This window comes from Thermohalobaculum sp. (genome assembly GCF_058622915.1).
In genome coordinates this window covers 22,486-35,393 of record NZ_JBZSYN010000216.1, presented here as the reverse complement: position 1 = coordinate 35,393, position 12,908 = coordinate 22,486, and the positions used below count along the sequence as shown (strand labels likewise).

At 69.8% G+C, this 12,908-nt stretch carries 9 protein-coding genes and 1 pseudogene; 4 read left to right on the top strand and 6 right to left on the bottom strand.

Annotated features, from left to right (window positions below):
- Positions 1-51 precede the first annotated feature (51 nt).
- The 3 genes and pseudogenes from AC32QD_RS16770 to AC32QD_RS16760 all read left to right on the top strand — a co-directional run.
- Positions 52-432 (top strand): annotated as a pseudogene (locus AC32QD_RS16770) (glycosyltransferase family 2 protein); the annotation flags it as partial.
- A gap of 40 nt (positions 433-472) precedes the next feature.
- Positions 473-1,246: a hypothetical protein gene (locus AC32QD_RS16765; RefSeq protein WP_492011657.1), complete on the top strand. Its 774-nt coding sequence runs from the start codon at positions 473-475 to the stop codon at positions 1,244-1,246.
- A 162-nt stretch (positions 1,247-1,408) separates the two neighbouring features.
- Positions 1,409-3,901, top strand: a complete 2,493-nt coding sequence (locus AC32QD_RS16760; RefSeq protein WP_492011656.1) for a plasma-membrane proton-efflux P-type ATPase — start codon at positions 1,409-1,411, stop codon at positions 3,899-3,901.
- A gap of 22 nt (positions 3,902-3,923) precedes the next feature.
- Here the strand turns inward: AC32QD_RS16760 and glgA are convergent, their stop codons facing one another.
- The 6 genes from glgA to AC32QD_RS16730 all read right to left on the bottom strand — a co-directional run bounded on the left by glgA (position 3,924) and on the right by AC32QD_RS16730 (position 10,171).
- Positions 3,924-5,375, bottom strand: coding sequence for a glycogen synthase GlgA (gene glgA / locus AC32QD_RS16755; protein WP_492011655.1), 1,452 nt, complete (start codon positions 5,373-5,375; stop codon positions 3,924-3,926).
- Positions 5,376-5,380: 5 nt separating this feature from the next.
- Positions 5,381-6,643 (bottom strand): glucose-1-phosphate adenylyltransferase, encoded by a 1,263-nt coding sequence (gene glgC / locus AC32QD_RS16750; protein WP_492011654.1) that lies wholly within the window; start codon positions 6,641-6,643, stop codon positions 5,381-5,383.
- A 19-nt stretch (positions 6,644-6,662) separates the two neighbouring features.
- Positions 6,663-6,809, bottom strand: a complete 147-nt coding sequence (locus AC32QD_RS16745; RefSeq protein ID WP_492011653.1) for a hypothetical protein — start codon at positions 6,807-6,809, stop codon at positions 6,663-6,665.
- Positions 6,806-8,419: a glucose-6-phosphate isomerase gene (pgi, locus tag AC32QD_RS16740; RefSeq protein ID WP_492011652.1), complete on the bottom strand. Its 1,614-nt coding sequence runs from the start codon at positions 8,417-8,419 to the stop codon at positions 6,806-6,808. The genes AC32QD_RS16745 and pgi overlap by 4 nt, the downstream gene beginning before the upstream one ends.
- Positions 8,420-8,768: 349 nt before the next feature.
- Positions 8,769-9,869 (bottom strand): WD40/YVTN/BNR-like repeat-containing protein, encoded by a 1,101-nt coding sequence (locus AC32QD_RS16735; protein ID WP_492011651.1) that lies wholly within the window; start codon positions 9,867-9,869, stop codon positions 8,769-8,771.
- Between the two features lie 2 nt (positions 9,870-9,871).
- Positions 9,872-10,171: a MoaD/ThiS family protein gene (locus tag AC32QD_RS16730; protein ID WP_492011650.1), complete on the bottom strand. Its 300-nt coding sequence runs from the start codon at positions 10,169-10,171 to the stop codon at positions 9,872-9,874.
- Positions 10,172-10,477: 306 nt separating this feature from the next.
- On the opposite strand from AC32QD_RS16730, the gene AC32QD_RS16725 reads away from it, so the two are divergent.
- Positions 10,478-12,796 (top strand): hypothetical protein, encoded by a 2,319-nt coding sequence (locus AC32QD_RS16725; protein ID WP_492011649.1) that lies wholly within the window; start codon positions 10,478-10,480, stop codon positions 12,794-12,796.
- The last annotated feature ends 112 nt before the right edge of the window (positions 12,797-12,908 follow it).

Here is a 12,908-nt window from a genome sequence, read left to right as displayed (position 1 = left end):
TGGCTGTTTAACTATGCCCTTGCTCGCTTGCGTTTCCTGCGGAAGCCGATCATGGCGCAGTTGTCCGAGTCGAGAACGGACCATGCGGTGCCGGACGCGGTGCCGGAAGTGACCATTCTCATCCCGTGCCTGAACGAAGCCGAGACGCTGGAGGGATGCGTGGACGAGGCGCTCGGCTTCCTCGCCCGGGCGGCCATTGAGGGGGAAGTGCTGGTCGCAGACAACGGCAGCACCGACGGTTCGCAGGAGATCGCGCAGCGCGCAGGCGCACGAGTGATCGACGTGGCGCAGAAGGGCTACGGCGCGGCCCTCAAGGGCGGCATCGCGGCGGCCAGGGGCCGCTATGTGATCATGGGCGATGCCGACGGAAGCTATGACTTCGCTAATTTGGACGGGTTCATCGCAGAGCTGCGCGCAGGCACCGACATGGTGATCGGTAACCGGTTCCGGGGGCGTCATCCGGCCCGGGGCGATGCCCTTCCTGAACAGATATCTCGGCAACCCGGTCCTCAGCTTCCTCGGACGGCTGCTCTTCCGTATCCCGGTGGGCGATTTCCACTGTGGATTGCGCGGCTTTTCGCGCCGGGCGATCCTTGGTCTGCGGCTGCAGGCACCGGGCATGGAGTTCGCTTCCGAAATGATCGTCAAGGCCTCACTGCACGGGTTGTCCCTCGCCGAGGTACCGACGACGCTTTCACCCGATGGCCGCTCGCGCCCGCCGCACCTCAGGCCCTGGCGCGACGGCTGGCGCCATCTGCGCTTCCTGTTGCTGCACAACCCGCGTTGGCTGTTCTACTATCCGGGCCTGGCCATGATCGTCATCGGCGGCTTTCTCGCCGCGCTGGTCTTCGCCGGCAATGTGCAGATTGCGCCTGGCGTCGAAATCGGGATCCACACCCTGATCACGGGCTGCTTTGCGGCGCTGATCGGTGTGCAACTGATTGCCTTTGCGGTTTTGGCACGCCAGCATGCATTGGAGCGCGGCATCCTGCCCCCGAGCCGGTCCACCGGATTTCTCTCCGCCGTCACGCTTGAGCGGATTTTGCTCGCGGCGCTGCTGCTGTTCGTCATTGGGCTCGCAGGGTTTGGTTCGGCCGTGGGTTACTGGGTCTCGATCGGGTTCGGCCCGATCGAATTCGGCTGGGTGCAGAAAGTCACGGTCGTCTCTTTGACGATCGTCGCCATCGCGATTCAACTGGCCTTCACCGGATTCCTCGCCTCGGCCTTTTCGCTCGGCGAGACTTGAGCGGCGCAGGCCGGCCGTCCATCCGGTCGGGCTGGGGCTACGCGTCGCACGCGCGGCGCAATGCGGGCCGCGCAAGTACGCTGTACTATAGCCCGATACGACTGTGCGCCCGGTGACACGGTGCTACGGCGCAGCCGGCAGGGACATTCGGGATAGGTGAACATGACCCAGGACGAGCGGAACGCACGAGGCGCCTCGCAGTCGACGGTCGACGAGAAGGCATCCGTCCCCGGCGCCGGGGAGGCAGCCGGCTCCGTCGATGAAACCCTCCAGCGCCTCGGAACCGACCCCGATCTCGGGCTCGACGCGCAAGAGGCGGAACGCCGCCTGAAGGAGGCTGGCCCAAACGCCATCGAGGCGGAGAAGCAAAACCCGCTCCTGCACTTCCTCTCCTATTTCTGGGGTCCGATCCCCTGGCTGCTCGAGGCGGCCATCCTGCTTTCCGGCGTCGCCCAGCGCTGGGAAGACCTGGGCGTCATCGCTGCGATGCTGGTGATCAACGGCGGCGTCGGCTTCTGGCACGAAAACAAGGCGCAAAACGCGATCGAGGCCCTCAAGGCGCAGCTGGCGCCCGAGGCGCGGGTGGTGCGCGGCGGCCAGCGCATGACCGTGGAGGCACGCACCCTGGTGCCCGGTGACGTGATCGTTCTCAGGATAGGCGACGTGGTGCCGGCGGACGCCCAGCTGCTCGATGACCAGCACCTGAGCGTCGACGAGTCCGCCCTGACCGGGGAGTCCCTGCCGGTGGATAAGGAGTCGGGCGGGCTTTGCCTTTCCGGCACGACGATCAAGCGCGGCGAAGCGCGTGCAGTGGTGACCGCGACCGGGGGCAAGACGAAATTCGCTCATACCGTCGAGCTCGTGCAGACGGCACAGGAGTCCTCGCATTTCCGCCGCGCGGTCATGCGAATCGGCTATTTCCTGATCGCCTCGACGCTCGTGCTGGTTGCCGTGATCGTCGTCGTCGGCTGGTGGCGCGGCGACCCGTGGCTCGACCTTCTGCTGTTCGCCATGGTCTTGGTCATCGCGGCGATCCCAGCGGCGCTTCCCGCGGTGATGACCGTGACCATGACGGTCGGCGCGCACCGCCTCGCCCGGATGAAGGCAATCGTCTCGCGGCTGGCCTCGATGGAGGAGATGGCCGGGCTCAAGGTGCTGTGCGCCGATAAGACCGGCACCCTGACGAAGAACGAGCTACAGCTCCAGGACCCGGTCGTCCTCGCCGCGCGCGACGCGCAGGATCTGGTGCTGGCGGCGGCACTGACCACCGAGCGCGACGAGCCGGACCCGATCGACAAGGCCATCCTCGCCGCCCTCGATGACCCGGACGCGCTGGCGGCGTACAGGATCACCGACTTCACGCCGTTCGACCCCACCTCCAAGCGCGCCGAGGCCGGGGTCGAGCACGATGGGCGCAGCTTTCGCGTAGCCAAGGGCGCGCCGCAGGTCATCGTGAAGCTTTGCGCGGCCGACGGCGACGAGCGCGACCGGGTTTCCTCCGCCGTCGACGAGCTTGCGCGGAACGGCTTTCGCGCACTCGGCGTGGCGCGCAAGGATGGCGGGCGCTGGCAGTATCTGGGGCTGCTCTCGCTGCTCGATCCGCCGCGCGAGGACTCCGCGGGCGTCATCGGCAGCGCCCTCGATCACGGCATCGACGTACGCATGGTCACCGGCGACCACGCCGCCATCGCCAGACAAGTCGCAGGTCAGGTCGGGCTCGGCCGCAACATCCGCGAGGCCACCGACCTGTTCGGCGACGAGGGGACGGAAATCGACGAGACCAGAACTGAGGAGGTCCTCGCCTCCGACGGTTTTGCCCAGGTCACGCCCGAGGACAAGTTCCAGATCGTCCGGCATTTCCAGGCGGGCGACAGGATCGTCGGCATGACCGGCGACGGCGTGAACGATGCCCCGGCGCTCAAGCAGGCCGATGTCGGCATTGCGGTCGCCGGCGCCACCGACGCGGCCCGCGCCGCCGCCGACCTGGTGCTCACCCAGCCGGGCCTCGGCGTCATCATCCGCGCGGTCGAGGAGGCACGGCGCATCTTCGAGCGCATGGTGGGCTACGCCACCTACCGGATCACCGAAACCGTGCGCGTTCTGGTGTTCATCTCGCTGGCCATCCTCGTCTTCAACTTCTACCCGGTGACACCCATCATGATCGTGTTGCTGGCGCTGTTGAACGACATCCCGATCATGACCATCGCCACGGACAATGTGGCCACGGCCGAGCAGCCGGTGCGCTGGGACATGCGCCGCGTCCTGACCATCGCTGCGATCCTCGGCCTGTTCGGCGTCGCCGCGACCTTCCTGCTCTACTGGTACGTGAAGACGCAGATGAGGCTGCCGGCGGACGAGGTGCAGACGCTGATCTTCCTCAAGCTGCTGGTCGCCGGGCACATGACCATCTTCATCACCCGCAACGCGGGCTGGCTGTGGCAGCGGCCCTGGCCCAGCCTGACGCTGTTCGTCTCGCTCGAATGCACCCAGCTCGTGGGCACGCTGGTCGCGATCTTCGGCCTGTTCCTGATGCACCCGATCCCGTGGCAGTACGCGCTGGCGGTCTGGGGCTATGCGCTCGCCGAAATGCTGTGCCTGAGCGTGCTCAAGGTCACCATGTACCACCTGATCGGGGGCGAGTGGAGCCGCAAGTGAGCGGTGCGCGAGGTGCGTTCGCTCATGCACCCGAAGCCTCGGCGAGGACGGTGTCATAGAGCGCGCGATAGGCCGCCGCCGAGCGGTCCCAGCCGACCGGGTGGCGCATGGCGCGGCGCATCATGCCCTGCCACAGCCCGCGCTCGGCGAAAGCGTCACAGGCCCGGTCGATGGCGTCGGCCAGCGCCTCGACGGTTATCGGCGCAAACTGGAAGCCGGTGGCGACGCCGGCGAGCAGAGCCGCATCGTTGGCGTCGATCACCGTGTCGGCGAGCCCTCCGGTGCGCGCCACCAATGGCAGGCAACCATAGCGCAGCCCGTAGAGCTGGGTCAGGCCGCAGGGCTCGAAGCGCGAGGGGATCACGATGCAGTCGGCGCCCCCCTGCATCAGGTGTGACAGCGGCTCGTTATAGCCGATCTCGACCCCCACGCGCCCCGGATGCAGCCTCGACGCCCGCAGCAGGTCCACCTCCAGATCGGCATCGCCGGCGCCCAGCACGGCGAGCCCCGCGCCGCGCGCCACGAGCCGCGGCAGCGCGCCGAGGGCGAGGTCGATACCCTTCTGCCGCGTCAGCCGGCTGACGATGCAAAAGAGCGGCGCCCGCGGCGTCAGCTCGAGGCCGAGCCGGCGCATCAGCGCCGCGCGGTTGGCCCGCCGCCGCGCCAGGCCGCGCGCCGAATAGGTCCGCGCCAGCGCCGGGTCGGTCTCGGGGTTCCACACGTCCAGCTCGACGCCGTTGAGGATGCCCGAGAACTGCTCGCGCCGATGCGCGAGCAGCCCCTCGAAGCCCATGCCGAAGACCGGCGACATCAGCTCGCGCGCGTAAGTCGGGCTGACCGTTGTCACCCGGTCGGACCAGACCACCCCCGCCTTCAGAAAGCTGACCGAGCCGTGGTACTCGTAGCCCTCGATGCGGAATTCGGCGCGTGGCAGGCCGAGATCCGCCAATGCTGCGGCCGGGAACACGCCCTTGAAGGCGACGTTGTGGATCGTGGTCACCGCTCGCGCCCGCACGGCGGGGCCGAGGCGCAGATAGGCAGGCGCCAGTCCGGCCTGCCAGTCATGGGCGTGCACGATGTCGGGCACCCAGACCCCCGCGCCCTTGCGCGCGATCTGTGCGGCGGCGCGCGCCAGCACGGCGAAACGGCGATGATTGTCCGGCCAGTCATGGCCGGTCGCGTCGAGATAGGGCCCGCCCGGACGGTCGAAGAACTGCGGCGCGTCGAGGAGCATGAGGTCGAGCCCGGCTGCGCGCGCCGCCACCAGGCGCATGGTGCCGAACAGCCGGTCCTTGAGCCGCATGACCTCCTCGCCCGCCGCCAGCGTCGCCGCCAGCGCCGGATAGGCGGGCATCAGGACGCGCACCGCGGCGCCCTCGGTGCCAAGCGCCTTGGGGAGGGCCGCGACGACGTCGGCCAGCCCGCCGGTCTTGACGAAGGGCGCGCATTCCGAGGCGACGAACAGCACCTTCATCGGGCTCAGGCCCCCAGCGCGTCGATCATCGGCTGGGTGATCAGGCACACGCCGGCCTCGGTGCGGCGGAACCGGCGCGCATCCAGCTCGGGGTCGTCGCCCACGACCAGTCCCGCGGGGATGCGCACACCGCGGTCGATCACCACGTCGCTCAGCCGGGCGGAGCGCCCGATCTCCACGGAGGGCAGCGCGACCACCCGCGAGAGCGTGCTGTAGGAGTGGCAGCGCACGTCGGTGAAAAGCAGGCTGCGGTCCACATGGCTGCCCGAGACGATGCACCCGCCCGAGACCATCGAGCTGGTGGCCGAGCCGCGTCGGTTCTCCTCGTCGTGGATGAACTTGGCCGGGGGCGTGATCTCGGCATAGGTCCAGATCGGCCAGTCGCGGTCGTAGAGGTCGAGCTCGGGATCGAAGTCGGTCAGATCGATGTTCGCCTGCCAGTAGGCGTCCACCGTGCCTACGTCGCGCCAGTAGGCTTCCCGCTCGGGGCTCGCGCGCACGCAGCTGTCGGAGAACTTGTGCGCCACCGCCTTGCCCTCCCTGACGATGGCCGGAATCAGGTCGCGGCCGAAGTCCCGGCTCGAGCCGGGATCGGCTGCATCCGCCCTGAGCCGCTCGATCAGGTCATCGGCGCGGAAGACATAGATGCCCATCGAGGCCAGAGCGAGGTCGGGGGCACCCGGCATCGCCGGCGGGTCGGCCGGCTTCTCGAAGAAGTCGATGATCCGCTGCGACTCGTCAATATGCATGACGCCGAAGGCCGAGGCCTCCCCCCGCGGCACCTCGATGCAACCCACGGTGACGTCCGCGCCGCTCTCGATATGCTGGGCGAGCATCACCTCGTAGTCCTGCTTGTAGATGTGGTCGCCCGCGAGGATCAGGATGTATTCGGGAGCGTAGCTTAGGATGATGTCGATGTTCTGGAAGACGGCATCGGCAGTGCCCAGATACCAGCTCCGCTCGTCCACGCGCTGCGAGGCGGGCAGAATGTCAAGTCCTTCGCCACGGCTGGCTGAAAGGAAGTTCCAGCCGCGCTGCAGATGGCGGATCAGCGAGTGCGCCTTGTACTGTGTGGCCACGCCGATGCGGCGGATCCCCGAGTTGATCGCGTTCGACAGCGCGAAGTCGACGATCCGGCTCTTGCCACCGAAGAACACGGCCGGCTTAGCCCGCTTGTCGGTCAGCTCCATCAGGCGGCTGCCGCGCCCGCCGGCGAGCACGAAGGCCATGCTGTGCCGCGCGATCTGGTGACTGGCTCCGTTTCTCATGCGTCACTCCCTCGGTTCGTCATGACCCGGCGTCCGCCATCCGCGTTACGCCGGGCGCAAGACCCCTTCGACCGGGGCGCAGGTTCAGCGGAGCCGCCTGCACCGCGTCCTCGATCACCAGCGCCGGCACGACCGGAGCGAGCCGGCAGATCCCGGTGATGTTCATGCCCCGAGCTCCCCGACCCGCGCCACCAGCCCTGCGGTGGAAGCGTCGGCCTCGACCTTTGCGCCGTCGCGCAGCGCCGGGATCAGTGCGCCCGCCAGCGCCTTGCCCAGCTCGACCCCCCACTGGTCGAAGGAATTGATGCCCCAGATGGCCCCCTGCACGAACACCTTGTGCTCGAACAGCGCGATCAGCCGGCCAAGGGCAAAGGGGTCCAGCTCGCGAAACAGGATCGTCGTCGAGGGCCGGTCCCCTGGGAAGGTGCGATGCGGCACCAGCCGGGCGATCTCGTTGGGCGCCTTGCCCGCCTCGCGCATCTCCGCCTCGACCTCGTCGGCCGTGCGCCCGAAGGCCAGCGCCTGTCCCTGCGCGAGACAGCTGGCCAGCAACAGTGCATGGTGCACCGGATCGGCCGCGCGCGGCCGCGCCGCAGCGATGAAATCGACCGGCACCACGTCGGTGCCCTGGTGCAGAAGCTGGAAGAACGAATGCTGCGCGTTCGTGCCCGGCTCGCCCCAGACCACCGGGCCCGTCTCAGTAGCGACCGGGGCGCCGTCGCGCGTCACCCGCTTGCCGTTACTCTCCATGTCGAGCTGCTGCACATAGGCCGGGAACCGCTCCAGCCGCTGGTCATAGGGGATCAGCGCCACGCTCGGCCAGCCCATGGCGTTGCGCCGCCAGATGCCGGCCAGCCCCATCAGCACCGGCAGGTTGCGCTCCATCGGCGCCTCGCGGAAATGCCGGTCCATCGCCGCCGCCCCGGCGAGGAAGGCGCGGAAGCGCGCGGCCCCGATGCCGATGGCGAGCGACAGCCCGATCGCCGACCAGACCGAATAGCGCCCGCCGACCCAGTCCCAGAACCCGAACACGCGGCTCTCGGGGATGCCGAACGCGGCACAGCCCGCGAGGTTGGTCGAGACCGCCGCCATCTGCCCGGCCGCGTGCCGGCCCAGCCAGTCGCGCGCCGAGCGGACGTTCGCCATGGTCTCGAGCGTGGTGAAGGTCTTGGACGAGACGATCACCAGCGTGCGCGCCGGGTCGAGCCGGGCCACCGTGTCGGCCAGATGCGCCCCGTCCACGTTCGACACGAAGTGCAGCCGCGGCCCGTCGCAGTCGGGGCTCAGCGCCCGCGCCGCCATCGCCGGCCCCAGGTCCGAGCCGCCGATGCCGATGTTGATCACGTCGGTGACCGGCCCGCCGGCGGCGGCGATCCCGCCCCCGCGCACCGCCTCGGCGAAGGCGAGAAAGCGCTCCAGCGTCGCTCTGACATCATCGCCCGCGGGCGCCGCCGCACCGCCGCGCAGCGCCATGTGCAGCACCGCCCGGCCCTCGGTCGAATTGATTGGCTCGCCCGCGAACATGGCGTCGCGCCGTGCTTCGACGCCCGCTGCGTGCGCAAGCCGAAGAAGCGCGGCGAGGGCATCCGCGTCCAGCTTCTCCTTCGACAGGTCCACGGTAAGATCGCCCTCACGAAAGCAAAGGCGGTCGAAGCGCGCCTCATCGGCGCCGAACAGCTCGCGCATATGCACCTGTTTCAGCCTTGCGGCATCGGCGCGAACGGCAGTCCAGGCCTGCTCCAGAGCCTTGTCATCGACGTGCATGGCGTTGCCCATCTCCCTGATCCTCGCACCAACACCGCCGCACCCGCCGAGGCCCGACCGACGGCGGCGCGGAAGGTCGCGAACAGCTCGTACACAATTCCCGCGTCGTGTGCGCCGAGGTCAAGCGCGGCAGGCGTGCGGGCGGCGAGCTCGGCGGCATGCACCAGCGCCTCCGACCTCCAAGCGCGCGTCAAGCCGCACCACGTCACCCGCGCACAGGCGCAGGCTTCGGCCGCCGTCGGCCGCCTCGGGGCTGGGTTGGATCGCCACCGGCAACTTGCCCCAGGCTGCGCAGCGCAATGCGCGGCCTTGTGGCCCGGCCGAACCTGCGGCGCCGGCGCCCGCGGCTGAACCGCCGCGCTCAGCCGAACTGCACGGCATGGATCGGCGGCAGGGTATGCGTGACCTGCGCCCAGCTGTCGCCCTGGTCCTCGCTGACCCACAGCCCGCCGGTGGTGGAGCCGAAGGCGAGCCGCTCGCCCGACGCGTCGAGCGCCAGCGCGTGGCGATAGACGAGGTCGTAGGCGTGGCTTTGCGGCAGGCCGCGCGTCAGCACCTCGAAGCTCGCCCCGCCGTCGCGCGTGCGGCTGACCGCCAGGCGGCCCTCGGCGGGGATGCGCGTCTCGTCCTTGACGCCGGGCACGAACCAGGCGGTGTCGGGCTCGCGCGGGTGCACGACGACGGCGAAGCCGAAGGCCGAGGGCCGGGCATTGGTGACCTCGGTGAAGCTGCGGCCCTCGTCGGAGGAGACGAAGATGCCGTTGTGGTGCTGCACCCACATGCGCTGGGGGGCGGCGGGGCACTGCGCCAGCCGGTGCACGTCCTGGAACGCGGGATCGTGCGCCTGCTCGGGCGGCATGTACTCGGCGCGCATGCCCTCGCCGCGCTGGCTCCAGCTGGCACCGCCGTCGCCGGTGAACCAGATGCCGCCGGTGGAGACGGCGACCGAGACCTTGCGCGAGTCGCGCGGGTCGACGCAGATCGAATGCAGGCCCGGCAGCTCGGCGCCGCCACCGACCCAGTTCTTCCGCTGCGGGTGGTCCCACAGCGTGCGCACCATCTCCCAGCTGGTGCCGCGGTCGGACGAGCGGAACAGGCCACCGGGCAGCGTGCCGCACCACAGCGCGCCCGGCTCGTCGGCGCCGCCCGGCTCGAGCGCCCAGATGCGCACGGTGCTCCAGGGCAGCGGGCGGCCCCACATGTCGAGCTCCTCGGGGCCCTCGGGCTTGGGCGGATAGGCGGGGGCGGCGATCTCCTCCCAGTCGCCGCCGGCCGAGCGGTGCAGCTTGACGCCGAAATGCCCGTGGTCGAGCGCGGCGTAGCGCGTGCCGTCGCGCGCATCGGACAGCGCGATGGAGACGTTGTCGCCGAGGAAATCGACCCCGGCGATCCGCCACCCGCCCGCCTGGCGCGCCACAGTGAACAGCCCCTTGCGGGTGGAGACGAGAAGCCTGTCGCTCATGTTCAGCCTCCTGAGAGCGCCTGGATGACGTAGACGGTGCCGGTCTCGGCCACCGGGTCGCTCAGATGCACCCGGTCGCGGATCATCAGGCCGTCGACGAACACGCGCATGTGCTTGCGCAGCGCAGCCTGGTCGTCGAGCACGTAGCCGCGGGCGGCCGGATTCGCCGCGAACACGTGGTCGAGCACCTCGCGCACTGTGCGGCCGGGGGCCTGGGTCTCGGGGCAGGCCACGTGGCGCTGGATGTTGGAGGTGAAGACGACGGTCGGCATGTCGGCCTCGCGGACGAGGAGCGGCGTCACTCTATCATAGGGCGCCGCCGAGTCGCCAAGCGGTATCGTGGAGGTCCCGGCTGCGATTTAATCCCGATGGCCCCCTTCGGAGCACCCCTGCGCGCTACGCGGGGAAGCCGACCGCCTCGCTCATGACCGATCGAGGCGGAGCGAGCGGGCTGCCCCTGCCTGCGGCAGGTGACGGCGGCGGCCGGCGGCCGTAACAATACGCCCCACTTCGGATTCGGTGCCGTGCCGGCATGGGTAGGAAGCCGCCTGCCGCGGCCAGCCGCCGCCAACCGCCCCCTGGCCCGACCGTGAGCAAAGGAACCGCCGATGTCCCGCGCCCTGCCGACGATGACCGCGCCCGAGCTGCACAACGGGGCCCTGCGCGCGCCGATCCCGCCCGAGCTTCTGGGCACGGCGGTGCTGGACCGCACCGGCGCCTTCGAGGCCGGGAGCTTCCAGTCCTTCACCCTGACCTATACGGCCGGGCGCTGCGGCATCGACGACAGCGGCAGCCTGCGCGTCGCCTTCCGCTTCGCCACCGATCAGAGCAATCCGCAGTTCTCCGACCCGGCGGCGCCGAACTTCACCGAGGTCACCGCCTCGAACGACGCCGTGCTGGACTGCCGCTTCGACCCCAAGGGCAACATCCGGCCCTGGGACCGGACCTTGCAGATCAAGGTGGTGCGCGGGTTCCTCAAGGAGGGCGACACCATCATCATCCGCCTGGGCGTGCGCGATCACGGCTCGCCGGGCATGCGCCTGCAGACCTTCTGCGAGACCCGCTTCGAGTTCCGCGTCCTGGTCGACCCGATCGCCACCTACAACTTCCAGCCCCTGCCGCAACAGCCGCATATCCGCATCGTCCCCGGCACCCCGGAGCGCTGGGTCGCCGTGCTGCCCAGCGACTGCCTGTGCGAGCGCGCGTTCAGCCTGTGGATCAAGGCCGAGGACAGATGGGGCAATCCCACCGACAGGGCCGCGGCCCGCCTGCGCCCGGTGGCCAGCCGGCCGGTGCGGAACCTGCCCGAAAGCGTCGAGATCCGCGCGGGCGCGTTCGCCACCGAGCTGGCCGGGCTGGTCGCCTCGGAAGAGGGGCCGCTGAGCATATCGCTGCTCGACGAGGCCGGACGCGAGGTCGCCCGCAGCAACCCGGCCGAGGTGCTGGCGGCGCCCGAGTTGGTGCATTTTTGGGGCGACCTGCACGGCCAGTCCGACGAGACGTTGGGCACCAACAGCGCCGGGGATTACTTCGCCTTCGCGCGCGACCGCGCCTTCCTCGACGCCTGCGCCCACCAGGGCAACGACTTCCAGATCACCGCCACGTTCTGGCGCGACCTCAACCGGGTCACGGCCTTCTTCGACGAGCCCGGCCGGTTCGTCACGCTGCCGGGCTACGAGTGGTCGGGCAACACCGCCCTGGGCGGCGACCGTAACGTCTTCTTCCCCGTCGAGGGCCGCACGATCCGCCGCTCGTCGCACGCGCTGGTCGAGGACCCGGGCGACGCGGATGCCGATTGCCACACCGCGGCGCGGCTGTTCGAGGCCTTCGCCGAGGCCGGCGAGCACGACGTCATCTGCTGGGCCCATTGCGGCGGGCGCTATGCCGATATCCGGCTGGCCCATGACGGACCGTTCGAGCGCTCGGTCGAGGTCCACTCGGCCTGGGGCACCTTCGAGTGGCTGCTGCATGACGCGCTCGGGCTGGGCTACCGGGTCGGGATCGTCGCCAATTCCGACGGACACAAGGGACGGCCCGGCGCCAGCTATCCCGGGGCCGGTTGGTTCGGCGCGGTGGGTGGGCTGACCTGCCTGCTGATGCCGGAGCTGAGCCGCACGGCGCTGCTGGAATGCCTGCGCCGGCGGCGCCACTACGCCACGACGGGTGGTCCGAACGGGCGCATACGCATGGATCTCGCGGTCGATTTCGACGGGCCGGCGACGCTCTACCACGACGACCCGGCGCTGGGGCCGAGCCAGGGCGTGCCGTGCTCGGGCGCCCAAATGGGCGATATCGTGCACCTCCCCGAGGGCGGCGCGACGCTGCGGCTGGCGGTGGCGGCGGGCGCGCCCGTGCAGCGCGTCGATCTGTTCAACGGGCTGGACCGGATCGAGAGCTTCCGGCCTTATGCCGAGCGCGACCTGGGCAGCCGCATTGCGGTGATCTGGGAGGGCGCGGAGTATCGCGGCCGCTTCCGCGCCGTGACCTGGGACGGCTCGGCCCGGTTCGACCAGCCGATCACGGCGGCCGTGCCGGTCAACTTCTTCAACCGCGACAAGACACTTGAGCGGGTCGGCGAGAACGCTCTCGCCTGGCGCTCGGTGACCACGGGAAACCAGGCGGGGTTCATCGCCTCGCTCGCGGATGGCGGCGCCGGCGACCTGGCGCTCAGGACGCCGCTGGTCGAGGCGACGGTGCCGCTGGCCGGGATCGGCGCGGAGGACACGGTGCTCGATGCCTCCGGCGTGCTGCCGCGGCGGGTGCGCCTGTTTCGCCTGCCCGATGCGAATCCGCATCGCGAAGTCTCGCTGGAGCGCCGCCTGGAGCGGGCCGACGGCCGCGACAATGCCTATTTCGTGCGCGTGACGCTCGAGGACGGCACGCAAGCATGGTCCAGCCCCGTCTATGTCATCCGCACCGTCGGCTAGGGCATTGCGACGCGCCCGGACCGGCCGGGACCTCCATCCGGTCGCACAGCTCCTCCCCGATGTTGGTGTTAGCGTGGACCGGGGGCCCATGATGTAGTAAGACTCGATCAGG